17 protein-coding genes are annotated in these 23413 nt (G+C 51.2%); 8 read left to right on the top strand and 9 right to left on the bottom strand.

The window, feature by feature from the left end; all coding sequences use genetic code 11:
• Positions 1–25 precede the first annotated feature (25 nt).
• The 5 genes from BD749_RS05370 (at position 26) to BD749_RS05390 (ending at position 7828) form a co-directional block, all read left to right on the top strand.
• Positions 26–1327: an O-antigen ligase family protein gene (locus BD749_RS05370; protein ID WP_101443311.1), complete on the top strand. Its 1302-nt coding sequence runs from the start codon at positions 26–28 to the stop codon at positions 1325–1327.
• 63 nt (positions 1328–1390) lie between these two features.
• The gene (locus BD749_RS05375; protein WP_101443312.1) at positions 1391–2326 is read left to right on the top strand and encodes a nucleotide-diphospho-sugar transferase; all 936 of its coding nucleotides are present in this window, start codon (positions 1391–1393) and stop codon (positions 2324–2326) included.
• Between the two features lie 112 nt (positions 2327–2438).
• Positions 2439–3278 carry a glycosyltransferase family 2 protein gene (locus BD749_RS05380; protein WP_180336322.1) on the top strand — a complete coding sequence of 280 codons (840 nt, stop codon included), beginning with the start codon at positions 2439–2441 and terminating at the stop codon, positions 3276–3278.
• Positions 3279–3299: 21 nt separating this feature from the next.
• Positions 3300–4556: a glycosyl hydrolase gene (locus BD749_RS05385; protein ID WP_245868751.1), complete on the top strand. Its 1257-nt coding sequence runs from the start codon at positions 3300–3302 to the stop codon at positions 4554–4556.
• Positions 4557–5206: 650 nt separating this feature from the next.
• The gene (locus tag BD749_RS05390) at positions 5207–7828 is read left to right on the top strand and encodes a PA14 domain-containing protein (protein ID WP_101443314.1); all 2622 of its coding nucleotides are present in this window, start codon (positions 5207–5209) and stop codon (positions 7826–7828) included.
• A gap of 236 nt (positions 7829–8064) precedes the next feature.
• On the opposite strand, the gene BD749_RS05395 is transcribed toward BD749_RS05390, so the two are convergent.
• Together BD749_RS05395 and BD749_RS05400 are read right to left on the bottom strand one after the other, a co-directional pair.
• Entirely contained in the window at positions 8065–8544 is a 480-nt protein-coding gene (locus BD749_RS05395; RefSeq protein ID WP_143741233.1) for a hypothetical protein, read from the bottom strand.
• Positions 8545–8876: 332 nt separating this feature from the next.
• Positions 8877–11168 carry a LamG-like jellyroll fold domain-containing protein gene (locus BD749_RS05400; RefSeq protein ID WP_101443316.1) on the bottom strand — a complete coding sequence of 764 codons (2292 nt, stop codon included), beginning with the start codon at positions 11166–11168 and terminating at the stop codon, positions 8877–8879.
• 632 nt (positions 11169–11800) lie between these two features.
• Between BD749_RS05400 and BD749_RS05405 the strand changes: the two genes are divergently transcribed.
• From BD749_RS05405 to BD749_RS05415, 3 genes are all read left to right on the top strand, one after another.
• Positions 11801–13279 (top strand): MBOAT family O-acyltransferase, encoded by a 1479-nt coding sequence (locus BD749_RS05405; protein ID WP_101443317.1) that lies wholly within the window; start codon positions 11801–11803, stop codon positions 13277–13279.
• A 9-nt stretch (positions 13280–13288) separates the two neighbouring features.
• Positions 13289–14404 (top strand): alginate O-acetyltransferase AlgX-related protein, encoded by a 1116-nt coding sequence (locus BD749_RS05410; protein ID WP_180336323.1) that lies wholly within the window; start codon positions 13289–13291, stop codon positions 14402–14404.
• A gap of 61 nt (positions 14405–14465) precedes the next feature.
• On the top strand, positions 14466–15701 hold the full coding sequence (locus BD749_RS05415) for a glycosyltransferase family 61 protein (protein WP_101443319.1): 1236 nt from the start codon (positions 14466–14468) through the stop codon (positions 15699–15701).
• Between the two features lie 100 nt (positions 15702–15801).
• Here BD749_RS05415 and lhgO read toward each other — a convergent pair whose 3' ends face one another.
• The 7 genes from lhgO to rfbF all read right to left on the bottom strand — a co-directional run bounded on the left by lhgO (position 15802) and on the right by rfbF (position 23257).
• Positions 15802–17025, bottom strand: a complete 1224-nt coding sequence (gene lhgO, locus BD749_RS05420) for an L-2-hydroxyglutarate oxidase (protein WP_101443320.1) — start codon at positions 17023–17025, stop codon at positions 15802–15804.
• A gap of 219 nt (positions 17026–17244) precedes the next feature.
• On the bottom strand, positions 17245–18453 hold the full coding sequence (locus tag BD749_RS05425; protein ID WP_101443321.1) for a glycosyltransferase family 4 protein: 1209 nt from the start codon (positions 18451–18453) through the stop codon (positions 17245–17247).
• 12 nt (positions 18454–18465) lie between these two features.
• Complete coding sequence (locus BD749_RS05430; protein ID WP_101443322.1) at positions 18466–19239, bottom strand: nucleotidyltransferase family protein; 774 nt, start codon at positions 19237–19239, stop codon at positions 18466–18468.
• Positions 19240–19343: 104 nt separating this feature from the next.
• On the bottom strand, positions 19344–20690 hold the full coding sequence (locus tag BD749_RS05435) for an NAD(P)H-dependent oxidoreductase (RefSeq protein ID WP_101443323.1): 1347 nt from the start codon (positions 20688–20690) through the stop codon (positions 19344–19346).
• A gap of 44 nt (positions 20691–20734) precedes the next feature.
• Positions 20735–21301 (bottom strand): dTDP-4-dehydrorhamnose 3,5-epimerase, encoded by a 567-nt coding sequence (gene rfbC / locus BD749_RS05440; RefSeq protein ID WP_101443324.1) that lies wholly within the window; start codon positions 21299–21301, stop codon positions 20735–20737.
• Positions 21302–21313: 12 nt separating this feature from the next.
• The gene (locus BD749_RS05445) at positions 21314–22405 is read right to left on the bottom strand and encodes an NAD-dependent epimerase/dehydratase family protein (protein ID WP_101443325.1); all 1092 of its coding nucleotides are present in this window, start codon (positions 22403–22405) and stop codon (positions 21314–21316) included.
• Positions 22406–22453: 48 nt separating this feature from the next.
• Positions 22454–23257: a glucose-1-phosphate cytidylyltransferase gene (gene rfbF / locus BD749_RS05450; protein ID WP_101443326.1), complete on the bottom strand. Its 804-nt coding sequence runs from the start codon at positions 23255–23257 to the stop codon at positions 22454–22456.
• Positions 23258–23413 lie beyond the last annotated feature (156 nt).

Below are 23413 nucleotides of genomic sequence, written 5' to 3' on the forward strand. Positions count from 1 at the left end.
GGCGGCCTAAAACTGAAAGAACAGTATGAAAATCAATTATAGCTTTCTATTTATCATTCCCCTGGCCCTGATCATGTTGATGGACAACATGTTCACGGAGCTGGCGTTTCCGCATAACCTTGATGCGCAGGGTAACATGCTCAACCTGTTGCTGAAAGGGATGGCCGTTGTTTCGTTTGGTTACAGTGCCTTTTACTTTAAGCGCATGTCGCCGGTCATGCGGGTGGCCTTTGTGCTGACCACGTTGTATGTGTTTGCCATGGTGTTTGAGTCGTATTATTTCTACGGTACTCCCATGGTATACCCGCACGTGTTCCAAAAGCTGTTCCTTTTCTACTTCATCTTCTTTGTCTATACCTTCTACAAGGGCAATTTCCACCTCAAATTCTCGCATGTAGTTTGGTTCATACTGGGCGGTTTCTGGCTCAGCGTGATTGTGGTACACCCCGATAAGCTCAGCTTGGGGGCCTTTACTTCACATGAGCGCGGGGTATACGCCTCCTCGGTATACATGCTGGTGATTCCCTTCATGTACTTCCTGAGCAAATACATTTTCCACAGTAAGATGACGAGCCTCTTTATGGCTTTCTTTATACTGGTTTCGATCGTTTTTTTCCAGCACCGGACCGTTTGGATCTCCACCGCTATCATTCTCGTGGTCTACTACCTGCTAATCCGGTTTAAGTCGGGCCTGTCTATTAACCTGGTGGCCAAGTTCATGCCGATCGGCATCGTCATGCTCATTGCAGGTATAGCCAGCAGTGCCTTCCTGTTCTCGACGAACCCGGAAATCATCACTAAAATCCAGGACAGCTTCTCGGACATCGAGAACTTTGACTCGCAGGGCACCGGCGGCTGGCGCTACATCCAGTGGATGTCCTACCTGCCTTTCATACAGGATAACTGGTTGATAGGCATGCGCTTCGAAGGTTTCGAGCTGCCCATTCAGTTCTGGCGCGACGACACCAACGAGCCTGTGTTCGATGATGGCCAGGGGCACCACTTCCACAGCTTTTACGTGGACATCCTGTTCTACACCGGCTTCGTCGGACTGGCCATTTACTCCATCATGCCCATTTATGCTATTGTGAAGGGCTTGCGCTCCAAGGCCATGACGGTACACCAGATCATCCTGGTCGCTTTCATCAGCACAGGCTTTGTGTACGGTTTCTCGTACGTGCTGCCCGTATTTTACTACGCCGTGCTCGGCTGGACGATCGTGTACATGGAGGAAGACGGCGTGGAGCAGAACAGCTACCTGCGCGATTTCGCCGCCCGTTGGAAAGCCAAAGCGGTGGGACACTACCGCAAGCTGACAACCGCCTGATAGCAGAAACTTCTGCCGGCAATTTCAGTATACAGACCAGACATATCGTTATACCTTAATATTATGAGTCATTCTATTCCTACTACCCCTTTGCACACACCCGTGCTGTTAATCATATTCAATAGAGCTCATACCACACAACAAGTATTCGACCGCATCCGTCAGGTGAAACCAGCGCGCCTTTACGTGGCCGCCGATGGCCCAAGACCTGGTGTGGAGACAGATATAGCTAAATGCGCCGAGACAAGACGCATTGTAGAACAAGTAGATTGGGACTGCGAAGTGAAAACGCTCTTCCAGGAGAAGAACTTAAAGTGTGGTGTGGCTCCTGCTACCGCCATTAGCTGGTTTTTTGAGCATGAGGAGACCGGCATCATACTCGAAGATGACTGCGTGCCCTCCAAGAGCTTTTTCTGGTTTTGCCAGGAACTGCTGGAGAAGTACAAGAACGACACGCGCATCATGCACATCAGCGGCAACAATTACCTGAACGGCTGGCGCCGGGACAGTGACTACTCCTATTACTTCTCCAACAAAGTGAACGCCTGGGGCTGGGCCACCTGGCGCCGTGCCTGGCAGCTGTTCGATTTCAACCTGAAGGCCTATCCAGAGCTGAAGCAGAAAGGTTACCTGAAGGGTCTGTTCCTGAACAAGTTTGAGGAGACCTACCGCCTGAGCAAGTTAGAAGAAGCCTTTGCCAGCATCCCGAACGGCGACATCTGGGACTACCAGTGGGAGTTTACGGTTTACAGCAACTCCGGCCTCTGCATCGTGCCTGAAGTGAACCTGGTGCGCAACATTGGCTTCGGTGAGGATGCCACGCATACCTTCAACACCCACGATAACAAGGCACAGATCCAGGAGAACGAGATCTCATTCCCGCTGCGGCATCCGCGCTTTGTCGTGCGCGACATTGAGTCCGACACCAAGAACTTCAATCACCTGATCCGTGGCAAAGTAAGTTCTAAACTCAAGAGCATCCTGAGCTTTAATTTATAAAGATAATCCTATAACAACTCTTCTGATTTTCGTAGACAATAGTCCGGCACTGCCACGTTGCAAAATCGCCAACACCAGGTGCACTAAAATCAGACCCTGATTCTAAAACCATATGATAAGCATTGTTATACCTGTTTTTAACAGAAAAGAATATACCCGGGAGTGCCTCCAATCTTTAAGAAAGCAAACAGACCAGCGGTTCAAAGTAGTGATCGTGGACGACGGCTCCACAGACGGAACGGAAGACATGCTCCGGGAGGAGTTTCCGGAAGTGGAGGTCATGAAGGGAAGCGGCAATCTGTTCTGGACTGCCGGTGTGAACATGGGCATCCGCCATGCCCTGAAGCAAGGCGCCGAGCTCATCATGACCATGAACAACGACGTGATCACAGACGAACTGCTTATCGAGAAGATGTACTACTGGCATGCCCAAAAACCAACGGCCCTACTGGGCGCGCTCGAGTTGGATGCGAACACCCAGCAGCCAATCTTTGGGGGCGAACGCCTCAACTGGCTGCTTAACACCATTGAGGAAGTACTGCCCTCCCTTCCGAAAGAAGCGCAGAAGGGACTGCACGCCGTCACCCACCTGCCCGGCAGAGGCTTGCTTATACCCAGAGCCGTCATCGAAAAGATCGGCATCTTCGACCAGGACCGTTTCCCGCATTACATTGCCGACTATGACTATACCCACACAGCCAGAAGAGCCGGCTTTGAGCTGTATGTGAACTACGATGCGAAGCTGCTTACGTATCCGGAGGAAAGCGGCGAGCGGCAAATCAGGAGCAAGAAGAACTTCCAAAACTACTACAAGCATCTGTTTGACCTGAAGGGCGGCGGCAACCTGCGCGACTTCACTCGCTTCACCCTCAAAAACTGTCCGACCCCTTATATTCCGTTTCACCTGGCAAACGGCTATACCCGCAGACTGCTGGGTTATTTCATCAAATAGGGTTACCCGTTTACGTTCAGTTTGAAGATATCCCTCCCATACCTTAAAACGCTAAGCATTGCTATTCCTCTCGTGGTGGTAGCAATGCTTTTTGCTTATTACTACACCCAAGGGCATTTGCCTGGGGCCAAAGCCAGTGCCAGTGCCACAACAGCCGGCTACCAAAACCCGATCATAATCAAAAAAGGGGGCACCTATTCCGGTAAGTGGGAATCAACAGACTCCGAAGTGGCTGCCGTCGAGATCAGGACATCTGAGCCTGTTGTGATCGAGAACTCCAGCATTCGGGGGGCTGGCTACCTGATCAAGAGTTGGGGGCATGCAGCCAACATCACGATCCGTAACACCGAGGGCTATGGCCTTGCTCCTACCCCATGGTTTTTGTACGAAAAGCCACGGCGCTTTCTGATCGTCAATGATTTCAGGCATGTGGTAGTGGAGAACTGCTATTTGGAGCAAACAGCCGGCATCTACATTGGCGATGCTTACAAAGGCAATGGCAATCCGCACAATACCATCAAGATCCGCTACAACAAGGCCAGGAACATTGATGGGCGCATCTACAATGGCTGGTACAGGTCACAGTTCGTGCAGTTCAACTACCGTGGCAGTCTGCCACACGCCGAAATCGCCTGGAACGAGGTGATCAACGAGCCGAACAAGTCGCTGGTGGAGGACAACATCAACCTGTCCAACTCACGCGGCACGTCAGCCTCTCCGATCCGCATTCACAACAACTACATCCAGGGCGCTTACCCTTACCCTGCTGATAGCGAAGAATACTCAGGAGGCGGTATCATCGCCGACTCTTGGTATGAAGATGGTATGGGCGACCCGAAACAGGTAGCCACCGCTTACGTGAAGGTATACGACAACCAAACCGTAAACCTTGGCAACTACAACTACGCCATTGCGGGTGGCAACAACATCGAGGTGTTCAACAATCGCGCTGTAAATGCAGCCCGCTTCGAAACGGGTGATAAGTTCAGGATGTGGACACAGGGGCTGTATGGCTACGACTTCTACAAGAAGAATGCAACCTTCAACAATACGTTTCATCACAATGTGATCGGCATTATGGGGCGGGACGGCAGAAACGACAACCATTACTTTCCGGATGGCACGGTGCAGGAGCATAGCAATGTGTTTATGAAAGGTCAAATAACGAAAGAAACTGAGCAAGCCGAGTACCGGCTATGGAAGTCGAAACTGGAAAAGAGCGGCATAAAGATTGGCCCCAACCCGAAGAAGACCAAGGAAGCACCTGTACTTCCGTAATTGGCCGACTCATCTTTTTGGTATACCCATGATGAAGGAAAACACCTGCAATATCTAATACCACTGGAGCATCCTCGTCTAATTTATTCCCCATCAATCATAGACATGAGTATCGAAAACAGGAGCAAATCAATGTTTCAACACCTTTAAAGACACAAACTTCTATCTGCTTCATTATTAAATATATTATATTATATATATTTATCGGATTTACCTGTTTTAGTCCGAAGCCAGAAGCATATATTATATATTTACAATTATTATTAATTATAAAATAACAATTATAAATTGTTTAATTTATATTAATTTACTTGTATTTTTCAAATTTATATAACCTTTTTTCTATACCTATCTATTACCAAAAGCGCTTATACGGGCTCAAAATGCACTTTTAAAGAAAAAAAAGAATTGAAACATTCAAAGCACTTATAAACTATTCAAGAATAAATCGAAAAAGACTGGTTTTTCTAAAATATTCCTACTTATATTTGCAACAACTTATATATGAAGGTAGAAACAGCAATTCAACAAGCTTAATATTTTCATAAAAACCACCTAACGCCGCACCTGCTTTCAAATAGAAAAATGGTAAAAGCCTGGTGACTTGTAAGGAGTACATTTTTTTAATTTTTCAACTTTTAGCCAAAAAGATGAATACAATTTCCACTCAGGAGACTAAGTGGGCGGGGACAACTTTGCCTACTTTGCTGCTCACACTCGTAGCCTTTCTAATCTCGGTAGGCTTCGTTCAGGCCCAGACATACAGCGGGCCATTAGTAATCACCAAAGGAGGTACTTACACAGGTAACTGGGAGTCAAGAGACTCAGAAGTAGCCGCTGTTGATGTACGTACTTCTGAACCTGTAATCATCGTCAATTCAAACATTCGCGGCGCCGGTTACCTGATCAAAAGCTGGGGCTATGCTGCCAACATCACGGTAAAGCATACCAAAGGCTATGGTCTGACACCAACCCCTTTCAAAGACTATAAGAAACCACGTCGTTTCGTTACGGTAAACAATTTCAAAAATGTGGTAGTGGAGAACTGCTACCTCGAAGGCACAGCCGGTATCTACATTGGCACGCGCTACGAAGGTGACGGATCTACTAACAACACCGTAAAAATCCGCTACAACAAGGCTAAGAACATTGACGGCCGCGTATACGGTGGTCAGCGTGAGCACTCTCAGTTTGCGCAGTTCAACTACCGTGGCAACCTGCCACACGCCGAAATCGCCTGGAACGAGGTGATCAACGAGCCGAACAAGTCGCTGGTGGAGGACAACATCAACCTGTCCAACTCACGCGGCACGTCTGCCTCTCCGATCCGTGTCCACAACAACTATATCCAGGGAGCTTACCCTTACCCAGCCACAGAAACGAAGTTCTCGGGCGGCGGTATCATCGCCGACTCCTGGTACCAGGACGGCATGGGCGACCCGGCTGCAGTAGCCACTGCCTACGTGAAGGTATACGACAACCAGACCGTAAACATCGGTAACTACAACTATGCCATTGCAGGCGGCAACAACATCGAGGTATACAACAACAGAGGGGTAAACTCTGGCTTGTTCGACGATGGCACGCGCGTAAACACGCACAACGTGGGCCTCTATGGCTACGACTACTATAAGAAAGGCGCCACCTTCAATGCCGTGATGCGTAACAACCTGACAGGTGTTATGAGCCAGGGTAGCCTGTTCGACAAAAACTATTTCCCTGACGGGCTGGTGAAGAACGAGAACAACCCTTATGTTGGTGTACTGATCACAAAGCAGCACGAAAAGAATGAATACACAACCTGGTTGAACAAACTGAGCAGCAACGGCATCGTACTTGGCCCTAACGGCACTACGCAGCCGACACAACCAGAGCCTACTCCAACTCCAACAGATCCGATTTCTACAGAGCCTGCCCTGACACCTCCAACCTCTGGTGGCTCAACTGGCTCTGCAACTGAACCTACTGGCACAGGCAAGATCACCCGCGATTTCTGGAATAACGTGCACGGCTCTACTGTGAGCGTGATCCCGGTGAACACCAAGCCCGTTTCGACCACCCAGCTCAGCTCTTTCGAGGCCCCGACCGGCCAGGGCAACAACTACGGCCAGCGCATCCGCGGCTACGTGACGGCCCCAGCCTCTGGCCAGTACACCTTCTGGATCGCCGCCGACGACGTGGCCGAGCTCTACCTGAGCACCAGCGAGGACCCGGCCAGAAAGACCCGCATCGCCCTGTCCAGCACCTGGACCAACCCGCGCGAGTGGACCAAGACGGCGGGCCAGCAGTCGGCCAAGATCACCCTGGAGGCCGGCAAGCGCTACTACATCGAGGCCCTGATGCTGCAGGGCGGCGGCGGCGACAACCTGGCCGTGGGCTGGCAGCTGCCGAACGGCACCATGGAGCGCCCGATCGCTGCAAACAGACTGTCTGAAATGGGAAGCACTGCACCTGTGGCTACCGCTCCTGTAACAACGGCGCCAGTTGGCAAGATCACCCGCGATTTCTGGAATAACGTGCACGGCTCTACTGTGAGCGTGATCCCGGTGAACACCAAGCCCGTTTCGACCACCCAGCTCAGCTCTTTCGAGGCCCCGACCGGCCAGGGCAACAACTACGGCCAGCGCATCCGCGGCTACGTGACGGCCCCAGCCTCTGGCCAGTACACCTTCTGGATCGCCGCCGACGACGTGGCCGAGCTCTACCTGAGCACCAGCGAGGACCCGGCCAGAAAGACCCGCATCGCCCTGTCCAGCACCTGGACCAACCCGCGCGAGTGGACCAAGACGGCGGGCCAGCAGTCGGCCAAGATCACCCTGGAGGCCGGCAAGCGCTACTACATCGAGGCCCTGATGCTGCAGGGCGGCGGCGGCGACAACCTGGCCGTGGGCTGGCAGCTGCCGAACGGCACCATGGAGCGCCCGATCGCCGGAAACAGACTGTCTCCGATCGAGACACTGACTGCTTCTTCGTCATCAGCCCTTACTGCTGAGACAGCGGACACTAACATCAGCTTCGAAAAAGTAAGCGCCTACCCTAACCCGTTCAACGACGTGGTAACACTGGACCTGGGCAATGAAGAGATCAAGCTGCAGCAAGTAGTTATTCTGGACCAGGCTGGCACAGTAGTGTACAAGGAAGAAAACCTGAAGGTAGAAAACAACAAGCTGGTGATGAACCTGGCTGCTACCGGACTTAGAGCTGGTCTCTACTTCCTGAAGTATACTGATACCGCTGGCAAGAGCGCGACCATTAAGTTGATCAAAGAGTAACGCATACAAGCAGAAAATCTTCCTGACTTTAGAAAGGAAGAAGAGACAGTACATACCAACGGTTGACTAAGGCCAGCCGGAAACAAAAGAAGCGGCGCAGGAAAATTCCTGCGCCGCTTCTTTTGTTCTGTGGTATCTAAACCTCTATTTAGTAAGACACGAAATAGAACTACTGGTACCAAATTATTAAACAGTAACAACAAAACAGCTGGATAGCCAGGTGTTTTATGTTTTTACTATCTCTTGCGTGTGAATCTCCAGGTATATACGCCTACCTTGGAAGTCGTTTTTTCAGACTCAGCGGCTTCTTCCGGAAAACCAGCCCATGGCTTTTCTTCTATCCAGGTCATCTCTGAATCTGAAATAGCAGCTATTTTGTACTGTCCCTTGTCGGCACCGCGCTGTATTTCAATGATAGTCGTATCAGCTGGGTTTGGGAAGGTATAGTTCATCACTTCCGGAGAGCCTCCCGGCACTGTAACAGTCAGTCGTTTTCCGTCAAAACCAAAGGTTGTCTGATATTGCACAGAGTCAGAGTACATCACTTCATCATCCATGGAGTAATACACCCTTTTGATCATCGTGTTCGTCCAGTCGCCGCGCATCTTGGCATCAATCTCAGAAACTGCTGGTTCCAGTTTCTCATCCTTCTCATCATCGCAGGAAGTGAGAAAAAAGGCAAAAAACAATATGGGTAATAGCAATAGCTTTTTCATAAAATATAAGAATTTAGATAAGTAAAGGAAATTCGATTTTGATGTCAGACCGTTTTTTTGACCCGGAAAATATGATGTATTTTCACACCTAGTACGAACAGTATGGGGCAGGGTTTATCAAAAATCTAATAAATGCGATATAATTTTTAAAAGTAACTGTCATTGAATGCCTTACTGAAAGTTTTATCATTTAATCCTATTTGCATATCCCAGTTTTTTTCCACGCTTTAGTACTTATTTGTGTTAATAAACAGCCTCCGCACTTCCAAATTCTTGTATGTAAGAGCCATAAACCAAATTCATGTGTATACCTTGTTAGTGACCATACCTGATCATCGGGCCACCACGAGCTTACGGTTGAGTGTTTTGTTGCTTCCGGCCACGGTCAGGTTATAAATGCCGGGCTTTAACGACGCCTCAACTGGCATGACCAGGTATAGCTCCCCGAGTTCATTCGTACGCACTTGCCGGCTGTGCACCTGTCGGCCAGCACCATCGGTTATCATAAAGGTGACGTCCTCGTTTTCCTTCAGATTGGCCACCTCTATGGTTATCTCATCACGCACCGCTGCCGGGTTCGGGTATACCCTGAATGAGGAGGCGGCAAGCGATCTGTCCTGTACCAGGATGATGTTGGAGTAAGTGGCGCTTCCGTCCAGGCGCACCAAACGAAGCCTGTAATAACCCTGGTCCTTTAGGGGCGTTTCATCGGTATAGGTATAGTCGATTGTGGCGGTTGTGGTACCCGAGGCCTTTACCTGACCAATGGCCGTGAAATTCTCGCCATCCTGGGACCGCTCTATTTCAAAATAGTTTGTCTCGAGCTCGTAAAGGGTACGCCAGTCCAGCACTACATTTTTCTGGCTGAAGCTTTCGCCATCCACGTAGCGTCCGTTAAAAGTCAGGATTTGTGTCAGGCTGTTGTACACATCCACGAAGCGCTCCCGGATCTCATCTGGCGAAAGGGCTCTGCCAAAAAGCTTTACTTCGTCGAGGTCGCCGTCGTAGTGGTAACTGTTGAGCATGCTCGCATTAAAGTACCCGATGGTAACAGGCGAGCGGCTGCTGAAACCGAAATCATGGCCAAAACTGCCCGAGGCCACCTGTTCACCGTCTACATACAGCCTGGTAGCGCCAGCGCCTCCGTCACGCACCACCACTACCTGGTGCCAGGCGCCGTCGTTCAGTTTGGGTCCGGCGCCGCCTACGTAATTGCCCTTAAACTCAATATCCGGTAAGTAAAAACCGGCCCTTCGGTCTTTGTCGAGGCCTAGCCACCACTGCGACGGCGAGTCGGTGGCATGGCGCCCGAGCAGCACCTGGTTCTGGGCCTCGCTACTTCCCTCCCGGGTTTCGGTGCGCAACCAAAGCTCGATGGTGAATGTCTCATTGGCTTTCCAGTCGAAGTTCGGGCTTCCGATCACATCCAGCCCGGTATCTCGTCCGTTAAATCGCTGTGCTCCCCCTACCACGCCTTTCACGGAGGCAGGACGGCTCCTTTCCTTTACCACCGCATCAATGGGCGTGTACACGTCCCGATATTTGGAGCCGGAGGTTTCGTTCAGCATCCAGTGATGGAGCATCCCGATCTTCTCCTCCGTAGCAGCCCTTACCTCGATCTGGAAGCGTTGCGGGGCGCTTTCTCCATGGCTGTTACTGGCTCTCACCTCCACCGTAACGTTTCCGGCAGCCTGCGGCACCCAGGAGATAAGGCCCGTACTTGCGTTGATAGTCATTCCATTGGGGCCTGAAATCAGGATATAACTCGGGGCAGGTTTACCAGCCGCATTCACATCATACCGGTACTGCTGATTGACTGTGCCGAAGGTGATAGGCTGTGATACGATCTCGGGCTTTACCGCCTCAGGACCGCAGTAACTGCCCGATCCCTGGTTGTAGCGGTTGCGCATCTCCTGCTCCGAAAGGTTCCGGTTGTAAACCAGAAACTCGTCCAGAATGCCATCAAAAAAATATTTGGAGTCGATGTCGATATACCCGATTGTGACAGGGCTGGAAGACTCCATGCTACCACGGTATTCCTTTGTTTCAATTCTCCTGTCATCTACCCGAAAGCCGTCAACGTACAGTTTCGTGATCTGGGGGCCACCTTCCCGCACCACCGCAATGTGGTGCCACTTGCCGTCGTACAGGTTTACGGCTTTCAGGTAATCCGTCAGGGTATGGGCCTCCCCGTAATTATCCTTCATATCGAACACGGCATACCCTTCGGGGTTTACGCCCAGCCACCACGCACTTAAACCGTTGCCAGACTTACGTCCGATGATCACCTGGTTAGAGGACTTGCGGTTTACCTGCACCCATACCTCCATTGAGAAGCTGGTGTTGGGTCCCCATTCAAAATTGTTGATTTGGCTAAACTGCAGCCCGGCCCCAGCACCGTTGAATCGCTGCCCGCCAGCGAAGCGGCCAACGGCAGGCTCAGGACAGGCGGTGCAGGTGGCGCTGGTGTTGGTCACGTAATCGGTGTAGTTGCCGGCTATCTTTTCGTCGAACCCGAAGTGATGCACCAAGCCAGAAGGGCAAGCAGTTTGAGCCACCGCTATACCTGAAATAGCAAAGCCCCATAACACGCTAAGTGTGGTCGTGAAGGCCAGTTTGCGCATAAAGCCCCATGTGTATGAAAAAAGGTATAGTTGAATATACCTGAAGGAAGATGCTATCATATAAGCTCACTATGTATCTGTATCACGGCACCTGTTCGATGCGCGCTACGTTATATCGGGTTGCTTTTAGGTAAATTATCAGAGTCTTACAGCCGCTGTGCCAGGCACAATGCTGGTTCGCAACATTGCATGTCCTGTACGAGGAGTATAGATTTACTGTTGTATTAGAGTACAATAATATTACGCCTAAGCAGCTCAGATGTTCGGCTTAGACCCATACTTAAATTGTCCATAAAACTGAAGGCCCGAAAGAAAGCCGCAGAGGGTGTTATGGTGACAAAAAAACAGGCAACTGACATTCTGGTAACACAACACACCTGCACTTATCTGTTGTAAGAGCAGAACCCTTATACCTGCCAATGCAATTTTTTTGTTTCATAAACAGCCATTTGAAATCTGTTACGTATAGAGGGCAATACAATTACAACGGTGCTTCTATCACAGCCGGATAACGCTAAAGTGTTTGACTTTGCCCCTGTTGGCAGCAAGTTTGCAAAGCGGCGATCGGTCAGGGGAAGTGACCACTTTACCAGGATCTATACGCTTCTCTTTATTCAAAACGGCGTCTGCATATGTTATTCAACTCCATTGAATTCTTCATATTCTTCCCGGTAGTAGTTACTCTATACTTTTTGACACCTTTCAACAGAAGGTGGCTTGTGCTGTTGTTGGCCAGTTACTACTTCTACGCTTCGTGGCGGCCCGCCTATACCTTGATCCTGATCGGGTCTACATTGGTCGACTATTTTTGCGGCCGGGCCATGGGCAGGTATACCGACGATGAAAAACAAAGACGAAAGCCTTTCCTATACCTGTCGCTGCTTTCCAACTTAGGCATACTCGGCTTGTTCAAGTACTACAACTTCTTCAACGACAGCGCCCGGGAGGTGGCTTCGGCCCTGAACATGGGGTATGCTGTGCCTGCTTTCGAGCTGCTGCTTCCGATGGGCATCTCCTTCTATACCTTCCAGACGATGAGCTACTCGCTCGATGTGTACCATGGCCGCATCAAACCGGAGCGCCACCTGGGCGTGTTCGCGCTGTTCGTCACCTTTTTCCCGCAGCTGGTGGCCGGCCCGATCGAGCGGGCAGGCAATTTACTGGGGCAGCTCAAATCACACCACGAATTCAGCTACGAACGCGTGGTAGGTGGCCTGCGGCGCATGGGCTGGGGCTTTTTCAAGAAGATCATGATCGCGGACAACCTGGCTTTGATGGTGAATCAGGTATACAACAACCCCACCGACTACGAAGGCATCTCGCTCATCATCGCTACCGTCTTTTTTGCTTTCCAGATCTACTGCGACTTCTCCGGCTATTCCGATATCGCCATCGGGGCGGCGCAGGTCATGGGTTTCCGGCTGATGGAGAACTTCCGTCGGCCCTATTACTCCAAGAGCATTTCAGAATTCTGGAGCCGCTGGCATATTTCGCTCTCGTCCTGGTTTAGGGACTACCTCTACATTCCGCTGGGCGGCAACCGGGTGGTGAAGTGGCGGTGGTACTACAACCTGTTCATCACGTTCCTGGTGAGCGGGCTGTGGCATGGCGCCAACTGGACCTTTGTGGTGTGGGGGGCCCTGCACGGTTTTTACCTGGTGTTTGCCATCGTGACAGCCAAACAACGGGATGCCCTGGCCAACTCGCTTGGCCTTACCCGCTGGCCACAGCTTTACAAATGGGTGCAGGTGCTGAGTGTGTTCACGCTGGTGCTTTTTTCGTGGGTGTTCTTCCGGGCAAATTCCCTGGCAGACGCGCTCTATATCTTACAGAGCAGTGTGGCAGGTATAGGTAACATAAGGCAACTGCTGGCAGGTATAGACCTGCAGCACCTCCTGTTCATGGACCAGGGCTTCAAGGTTTTTGCCGTGTCGGTTATCTCCATCCTGATCATGGAAACGGTGCACCTGCTCCAGCGGCACGGCAGCGTGTCGCAATTAATTGGCCAGAGACCGGCCGTGGTGCGCTGGGGCCTGTATTATGCGGCCATTGTGGCAGTATTGCTGTTGGGACAGTTTGGGCACCAGGAGTTTATTTACTTTCAGTTTTAAATGGCACAGGTGAAGCAAAATAGCGATGTAAGGCGGCTCGTCGGAAAACTGATGTTGCTGGTGTTGCCTTTTGTGCTGTGGCCCCTGATCGAAGCCATCGTACTGCCCATGGATTTCTTCACGTTCAGGGTATGGGAGACCATTTCAGTGAACAGTGTGCGGCTGCTGTCAGGACCATTTTACCCGAACATGCATATGCGCATGGAGGAAGAAGGCGAATTGGCCCCGCGCACCCCGTATGCCGAGAAAAGACAGGTAGAATGGTACACTGACGCCTATGGCTACCGCAACCGCCACACCAGGGCCGAAGTGCTGCTGATCGGGGACTCCAATATTACAGGCGCCAAGCTGTCGCAGGATGAAACGCTGGCCGAAGTGCTGGAAAAACAACTGGGGAAGGAGGTGTACTCCTTCGCTCCCGCCACCGTCAACCGCTTTCTGGGTACCAAACGTTTCGAAGAAAATCCGCCTGAGGTGGTGGTGGTTTCAAGCATCGAGCGCCGTATACCGGAGCTGCCTCCAGTGGGTGCCACAGGTATAGGCAACAAACTTCGCGACCGGACGGGCGCCATCATCTATGCATCGAAAGTACTCACCTGGCTGGCCGTGACGGCTGACCGCATCTCGAAGCTGGCGCTCTACCACCGCACCCTGGCCAACATCGAGCGCCGCTTTGGCAGAAAAGCGTACATCCAATACCAGGATGAGTTTTTCATGGAGGGAGAGCACGCCAACCGCACCTTCAGCAACGAAGAGATAAGCCAAATGGCCGACGTACTGGCGGGTTACAAACAGGCACTGGCCGAGCGCGGTATAACATTTGTGTTCATGCCTATACCTAACAAAGAAAACATCTACCACCAGCTACTGCCATCGGGCCGCAAACCGGATTTTCTGCCCCGCCTGACGGCTGAACTTGAGGGCCGAGGCGTGCACGTAGTGAGCCTGCAGGAAGCATTTGAACAACTTTACCACCATGAAAAAAAGAAACTTTATCCGGCAGATGACGGACATTGGAATGAAGTAGCCGTTGAAGCAGCCGCCAGCCTGCTTGCCAGGCATTTACAGCACAAGGAGAACCAAACGGAAAACAATACTCAGCATCTCGTAAAACAACTGGATTGAGGAAACCTTGCAGCCAAAACCGAATTACAAACGTATAGCCATTATTACTCACCGTATATATATGAAACCAAAAGTATTTTACGATAAATCCACCAAGCGTCTCAAGAAAATACTCGGGCGCGTCATCCCCCATAACACCCGCCTCAGGCCAATTGGCGTTTGCCAGGTCGATGCGAAAAACGGCAGCGAACAAGCCGGTTCTGAGATTAAGGTGCACCCTATTTACCCTAACCTGACCACACCGCTCGAAATAACCGAGGACCTTTACAAGGCCTGCTCCGACTACTGGAAACCCATGCGCAGCGTCAACACCGACTATGTGGTGGTAGAGGCTCCAAACGGACGCATCTACACCGATAACGAAAGCAGTGTGGCCATTGTATCGCAGCAGAACCGCATCATCGAGAATGTGTCGCTTAGTCTGATCAACGGGAAAGCCGGCAGTGCTGACAAGAACAACATCTTTCACCAAAGCTATTTCCAGGCGCCGACCCGCTTTCAGGGCACGGTGTTCAGCATGATTACGGGTGGTGCGGGCCTCAATAACATCGGGCATTGGTTCCTGGATGTGCTGCCGCGCCTGCACCTGCTCCGCGAGAGCGGCCTGTACGACGAGGTGGACTGGTTCCTGGTACCCGACACCCGTTACAGTTACCAAACAGAAACCCTGGAGCTGCTGGGTATACCTGCCGAGAAGATCATCACCTCCGTTGAGTACCACCACCTGACGGCCGACCGCGTGATTGCCTCCACGGCGCCGCGTGGCAACCATACTCTGGTACCCCGCTGGCTGGGCCAGTTCATCCGCAACTCCTTCCTGCCGCTGGTGCAGCACGAAGTCCTGCCGGATTCGGAGCGGGTGCCCTACCTGTACATCAGCCGCAGCGACTCGGCTATACGCAACGTGCTGAACGAAAAGGAACTGCTGGAAGCCCTGGAGCCGTATAAATTCAAGTCGATCGTATCGAGCAAATACAGCATACTGGAAAAGATCCGGATGTTTTCGCAGGCAAAGGTGGTCGTATCAGCTACCGGTGCCGGCCTGATCAGCATGTTCTTCTGCAAGCCAGGCACCATGATCATCGAGATCTTCCACGAAGGCTTCGTGATAGAGCCGTTCTATGACATCGCCACTAAAATAGACCTGGACTACGACTACATCATCTGCAAAGGCGACAAACCGGTACATAGCGCCGATGAGGGCCAACACCAGCATTTGCTCGTGGAAACGGATAAAGTCGTCCATATTCTGGAGAAAATGCGCAAGAGTGCAGGAAAAGAGTACAGCTTGACCTAAGCCAAGAATTAATTCAGGGGGATTACAACATACATTTCCATAAACAAAAAGGCCTTTATGTTTTCGACATAAAGGCCTTTTTGCTGTGTTTATACCTATTCTAAACCGCTGCGGCTTTTTCGCCCAACAGTTCATTTACAATATGATTGCCGATGGCAAGCGATGAAGTAGCGGCCGGCGAAGGTGCATTGCGCACATGGACGATGTTGGCGCTTTTCAGGATATTGAAATCATCGATTAGCTTTCCGTTTCTGTCGCAGGCTTGTGCCCTTACCCCAGCTCCGCCTGGCACCAGGTCGCTTTCCTGTACTTCTGGTATCAATTTCTGCAGCGCTCTTGTAAAAGCAGCCTTGGACAAGGACCTATACATTTCGCCCATACCTGTCTGGCCATATTTGGCCACGATCTTCCAGAAACCAGGCCAGCTCAGTGTGTCCTTTGTATCCTCCAGACTGAAGTCCTGAAATTTATACCCTTCCCGCTTGAAGGCCAGCACGGCGTTTGGTCCAGCCTCCACACCACCGCGTATCATGCGGGTGAAGTGCACTCCCAGGAACGGGAAGCTCGGATCAGGCACCGGATAGATCAGGGTTTTCACTAAGTGCTCCTTTTCTTTGCTCAGCTTGTAGTACTCTCCACGGAAAGGGATGATGCGCAGGTCATTTTCTTTCTCCGTCATGCTGGCCACCCTGTCTGAGAATAGACCGGCACAGCTCACCATGTTATCCGCCTCGTAGACGCCCTTGTCAGTTTCTACCTGCACTGTGCCTTTATTAGAAACAATATTGACCACCTTCTCCCCGAACACAGCCTCACCGCCATAGGTGTGCTGGTATAGCTCTAGCAGCTTTTCCGCCATCTTCGGGTAGTCGATAATGCCGGTCTGCGGCACGTGGATCCCCTTGATACCGGTGCAGTGCGGCTCAATCTCCTGAATTTCCTGCAGTGAGTTCAGTTCCCGCAGGTTCTGCAAGCCATTGCGAATGCCCCTGTCGTGAATCTCCTTGAGCTTGGTGACTTCTGCTGGCGTGGTGGCCACGATGATCTTTCCGCACAGCTCATAAGGTATACCGTGCTCGTCGGCAAACTCGATCAGGGAATTATACCCGGCGATGCAGTTCTTGGCCTTTAGGCTGCCCGGGGCGTAGTAAATGCCGCTGTGCATAACCCCGCTATTGTTACCGGATTGGTGTTTGGCTACTGTCTTCTCTTTCTCGATCAGGAGTACTTTGCTATCGGGATTTTTACGTTTCAGGTGATAAACCACGGAAAGACCAACCAGGCCCGCTCCAATCACAATGGTATCGTATTTTTTAACTGACATGCTGTCTGAGACTTTTTGAATTGTTCTGAAATTGACTTTTGCTTGATCCTGTACGCAGTATCGCACACGATTCGCTTCCGAAATTTGTACTCTTATACGGTCAAAAACATATAGCGTCTAACACATATAGAGATATTTAAAATAAAAAATTATAACCCGTCTTATTGCGGTAATTTTGTGACAACCAATGGCCTACCTATTCCAGCGGGTATATAACGCCTACTGTAGCTGTGCTACTTCTTTCTCAGGTATAGGCATCTTTTTGGCCGCTATAGCCTCCTGGTAAATGGCAACCAACTGGTGATAGTTAACTTCGGGCGTATACCTGTCCTCGTAGGTTTGGCGGGCGGCCCTACCTAAGTCCGCTGCCAGTTGTGGCTCGGTTAGCAATTTTTGCACTTTTTCGGCAAGCTCTGCGGCATTGCCGGGCGTATAGTGTAGGCCGTTTATCCCATGTTCCACCAGCTGCTCCGCTCCCCCTATTTTAGCAGCAACAACAGGTGTACCGGTTGAGAATGCCTCGATAATGGTCATGCCGAAAGTCTCCAGCCACTCCGATGAAAAAATTAGACCCTTGGCTGATTTAATAAGCTCCAGCGCATCATCCCGCTTTAGATAACCCAGGTACTCCAGCGTCGGATTTTGGGCGGCATGTGCCTCTACCAACGCACGTAATGGGCCGTCCCCCACGATTTTCAGCGGGAAAGGCTGCTCTGCATGTGCCCTCAACAAGGTCTCTATGCCTTTCTCTGGTGTCAGACGGCCAACATAGAGCATGTACTCTTCCCGCTGATTGGTGCCTATACCTAAGTCTTCCGTAAAATTCGGTTTTACGGCAAGCTGCTCTGGCCGAAGCTTAAGAGAAGAATCTTTAAATAGCCGCGCTGCGCCGGGAGTGAGCGCGATGAATTTATCGACTTTCCGCTCCCAGGTTCTCAATACTTTGTGTATGCCTGTGGTGAGCACCACCGAAGCCGTTTGCACAGCAGAGTCGCGGTATACCTTGTCCCGGATGGCTCCCAGCGGAAAAGTCTTGTGCAGGTTTTCGGTCTGTATTTTGCCCTTGTAGTAAAGCAGGGCACTGGGGCAAACCAACCGGTAGTTGTGCAGCGTCATCACGACAGGTATACGCAACCTGTGCGCCACGTAAAACACCGCCGGCGACAGCAAAGGAAAGAAGTTGTGCACATGAATCACATCTGGCCCGAAGGCCTTTATCCGCTGCTCCACAATTTTTGCACTGCCCGCATTATACACAACACCAACCGCTGCTTTCAGTTTTTCCGGCAAGCTGTTTACTTCTTTGTTTGAAAAAGTGAGCTTCTCTACCTGATGACCATATTGCTCCAGCAAGGCTGCTTCGGCATGAAACACGGTATCTTCGCCGCCAGCCTGTTTGTAAAAATTATGAATGGTAAGTATGCGCATGCACGGGATGTGTTAACTGTAGTTTCTGATAGCGGCCTGAAGGTCTTCGGGTGTACCTGTGTCCAGGCTGGTACCGCTGTCGAAGCATACGGATTGCACCTGCAGGCCGTTGTCAATGGCAGCCTGAATCACGGCTCCTACGCTCAATTCAAAGGCCTTATCTGGCTTATTTTTCCATGCCAGAACCTGTTGCAAGTGCTGGTGCATAAACTCTGTAAAAGCCGGTTTCCAACAGGCCAGCGCCCAGCCATACCTGAGCTTAGACTGTTTCGGTTTTGGATAAATGTGCTTTACCGCGCCGTCTTCTCCAAACTCCAGCATGTCCCATTTATGGGGCTGCTGCACCGGGAAAGCACCCAGTACCACGTCTGCCTGCGTGGCTTGCAGTTTCGCCAGCATGGTTTTCAGGGCGTCAGGCGGTGAAATCAAAATGTCAGGAAAGCCGAACACAACGGTTTTGTCCTTGGCAAAGGTATAGGCCTGGTCCAGCGAGAATGGCGGTCCATAGGGCTGGTTCATAATCAGGTAAGCCAGGTGCATGCACAGTTGGCTGCCGTCACCATAGTACTGCGGAATGTCCCATTTCCCTTTCCGGATCACCAGGTATACCTGTCGGGCACCGGCTTCCCGCATCAGTTCTAGCAGGTACTTCGACACTGGCTTGGGGTGCGGCTCTCCTGTCTCGGGATGGGGCTCAAAGCCGATGGGAAAAAGCTCCTTACTTCCGGGCAGAGGAGAAAGACGGGTCGCCTGCCCGGCGGCGGCTATCAGACCAATGGTTTCCATATGCGTTCAGGATAAGGTATAGCAACAAGGAAAATCCCGCCCAAATCATACCTGACCGGAGCGGGATTTTGCATGCTTTAATTTAAAAAGACTGTGACAGCCGCTTAAGCCAAAGCTTCTTTTTGTGGTTCTCGCCCTACAGCCGATTTCTCAGCCGAAGCAAAGTAGCGGCGCTGCTCTTCGCGCAGCTTGTCTACTAATCTACCTTCCGGCAGAATCACATCGTCATACGTCAATACCTTGTCTTTCGGCACGTCATGCTTCAGCACACAGCCTTCTGCTACACCAAGTGGCAACAGGTTTTCGCGCTCCGTCACATCAGCATTCTCGCACAGTCCGTAGGTCATGTAGTGGCCGATACCGTCTACCACCTCACCTGCTTTCAGGTCGATTTTGGCTGTCGCGACAACCTCTACACATGGGCCGTAAGTTGGCGTAAGCGCTGCGTCGTTGAACAGGACGGCACGCGCCACTGTAGTTGGCACCTCGAAGTGGCACAGGTGATACGGTGTGTAGAACAGGTATAGCGGACCTTCGCCCAGCTTGTACAAGTTCAGGTAGTGCTGCTGAATCGGGTGGTCATGCGTGCCCAGCACGAATACGCCAGGACCTGGCTCAGCTCCTACCACGTAGTCCACAATACCCGGACCTTCCAGTAGTTCTTCTAGTGGGTATAGGTTGTGCACGACATCCTTTAGTGGCGTACCTGACGCTACAGTTGGTCCGTGCATACCGCGTGTACCTACGCGCATGCCGGTTCCATTCGCCACAATGGCTTGCTCAAAAGAGATCTTGCTACCATCGGCAAAAGACGTTACCATGGCAGGATTCTGGCCCCACTTCTCGGCAAAGCCTTTCTGCGTGGTTGGGTTGCGGTATGGGTCGTGCAGACCTTTGATGTTGCCGCACAGCACCGGCTTCACACCCAATGTTTTCACGAAGCGGAACAGGTTCATCTCCACGCCCGGTTGGTCACCGTCGGCGTTTGTGAATACCACCCCTGCTTTGTCGGCGTATACCTTCAGGATCGGGCCTACCGTGCCATCCACTTCCGCATTCATCATAATGATGTGCTTCTTGTTTTCGATGGCGCGCATGGCTACGTTCGTACCGAATTCCACGGCTCCCGTCACCTCAATGATGGCGTCTATACCTTCGGCTTCGCACAGCAGCATGGCATCGTCCGTAATGCTATACTTGCCGTTTCTGATGTTGTCTTCCAGCGATGAAAGGCTGCTCACTTCCTGTACGCCCACTATCCCGGCCTCAGTATAGGCACGCTTTGCTTTCTCGGTATCGCGGTTGGCAATGGCCACCAGCTCCATACCGGGCACATAATTGCAGATTTGAAGCGCAATGCCGCGACCCATAAAACCGGCGCCTACCATTGCTACTCTGATTGGCTTGTTCTCAGCCTGACGCTTGGCAAGCGCCGTGTCTACTAATATCATCTGAAATTGTAATTAAAGGGTTGAAGAAGCGAAAGCCGCCGGTATTATACCAGCAGCTTTCCCTCAGTTGATGTCTCGAATTCGTTTTTGTAGTCCGGGTGCGCTCTGTCTTTCTCAGAGATGATCACCGGCTCAATCGGCCACTCGATGTTGAAGGCAGGGTCGTTCCAGCGAATGCCACGCTCAGCACCTGGGGTATAGAACTGCGTCACCTGGTAGGTAACATCGGTGTTGTCTTCCAGCGTAATGAAGCCGTGACCGAAGCGCTCCGGCACGAACAACATGCGGTAGTTGTCAGCCGTCAGCTCCACGCCAATCCACTGCTTGTAAGTAGGCGACTCTGGGCGCAGGTCAATGATGACATCATAGATCGCACCGCGGGTGCAGCGCACCAACTTAGTTTCTTCGTAAGGCGACAGCTGGTAGTGCATACCGCGCAATGTGCCTTTAGTATGGTTATATGATACATTAGCCTGCACTACGTTGGCATTCAGACCGTGTTCTTCCATTTCGCGCTGGCACCAGCTGCGGCCAAAAAAGCCACGCTCGTCTTCCAGTTTCTTAACATCAAGTATAAAGGCGCCTTTCAGCTTGGTTTCTGTAAAAATCATGCGTTGTAGCTATTATGCGGTTTCTAACTGAGTTTTCTGCTCCGAAGCTTTGGAGATGGTGTGCTGCCACTGCAGCTGTTGGTTGATGGCCTCCGACTCCTGCAGGCTGTTCAGCACCATCAGGCGCATGTACTGCGAGTTACGGAAGTTACCGTCTTTGAAGCGCATTGCTTCCAAGCCGTCACGCAGCTCTTCAATCGACTGCTTCAAGGTATAAATTGGCTGGTGGTTTGGTGCCAGTGACTTGAACAGGTCGAAGTTCACGCGGTAAGAACGCTTGTCCGGAGCTGCCTCCAGGTTCACGCTCACTTCAGTACCCGAAATTACTTCGGCCACAGCCTGAGCCAGTTCTTTCACCTGGTAGTTCCACTCGTTGCTACCAGCATTCACCGCCAGGAATTCGCCGCCGTTGGAAGCTTCGCGGGTAATTGCCCAGTCAATCGCACGCGCCATGTCTTTCACGTGAATCAGCGGACGCCAAGGGCTACCGTCGCTTAGGATCGTGATCTTGCCAGTGGCTACAGCTCCTGCTACGAAGTCATTCAGCACCAAATCCAGACGCAGACGATCACTCATACCACAGGCCGTTGCAAAGCGCAGACAGGTAATCGTAAAGCCATCGCCAGCTAGCGGCTGCAGGTCTTTCTCAGAAGCCACCTTAGAGCGGGCATAAGCCGTCAGTGGGTTCAGTTCAGAGTCTTCTGTTTTGGCATGCTCAGAAGCCGCACCGTACATGCTGCAGCTCGAAGCAAACACATAGTTCTTCACGCCGGCAGCTTTCGCCATTTCGGCAATGCGGATGCTCGAACGGAAGTTTACGTCCAGTGTTATTTCTTCGAATTTGTTACCCATCGGATCATTGGAGATGGCTGCCAGGTGCACCACTGCGTCAACGCCTTCTAATACTTCAGCTGGCATCGTGCGCACGTCGCCGTACAGCTGCTGGTCCAGCTTTGCTTCAGGCAAAAAAGGTGCATTGGTTAAGCAAGAAGCGAAGTAGGCCATGTCATAGCCGATGATCGTTGCTTCAGGATATGTTGCGCGGAGTTGGCTGACAACGCCAGGGCCCACGTAGCCCATATTTCCAGTGATAAGGATTTTCATATACTAGAACTTGTTTGAAATTATAGGTATAAGGAGAGTAAATGTGAATTAGTTAACAGCTGTGGAAAGCATCTTCTGCCAAACATTCCAAGGAGCTTTGCCTTTCTGCCACAGCTCTTCGAGCACATGTTTGTCGCGCAGGGTATCCATTGGCTGCCAGAAACCGGTGTGGCGATAGGCCGAGAGTTCACCTTCTGAAGCCAGCCGCTCCATTGGTTCGCGCTCCCAGGTAGTGTGGTCACCGTCTATATAATCAATTACTGAAGGCTCCAGAACAAAAAATCCCCCGTTGATCCATGGCATTTCGCCTCCTTCCGGCTTCTCCTGGAACTGGTGTATTCTGGTTGTTTGTGAGCCGAGTGTGAAGGCACCAAAACGGCCAGGCTGCTGAACTGCTGTCAGCGTGGCTTTGGTTCCCTGCTGTTTGTGGAACTGAATAACCTCTGTTATGTTCACATCGCTCACCCCGTCACCATAGGTCAGGCAGAAGGTATCGTTATCAATATAATCCTTCACACGCTTTAAGCGGCCACCAGTCAAAGTACCCTCGCCTGTGTCCACGAGCGTTACCTTCCAGTCTTCTGTGTTATTATTATGCACCTTCATGCTGTTGTTGCTCATATCGAAGGTCACATCAGCATTGTATAAGAAGTAATTGGCGAAATATTCTTTGATCATATGGCCCTTGTAGCCACAGCAGATCACAAAGTCATTGATACCGTGAGAAGAGTATATTTTCATGATGTGCCAAAGAATGGGCTTACCCCCGATTTCTACCATCGGCTTAGGTCTAACGCCACTTTCTTCGCTTATACGGGTTCCGTAACCACCTGCAAGTATTACTGCTTTCATTTTTGTAAAGGGTTTGGGTTAAAATTGAAATGCTCTATCAGAGAGGTTTTTCTTGTGTTATACGCTGTTACGAGAATGGCTATATTTTGATTTCAATAATTTCACTTTTTTTGCGACAGGTCACGCCAAGTACTTCAAAGCAAGTGAGATAGGTAT

Source organism: Pontibacter ramchanderi (assembly GCF_002846395.1).
GTDB lineage: Bacteria > Bacteroidota > Bacteroidia > Cytophagales > Hymenobacteraceae > Pontibacter > Pontibacter ramchanderi.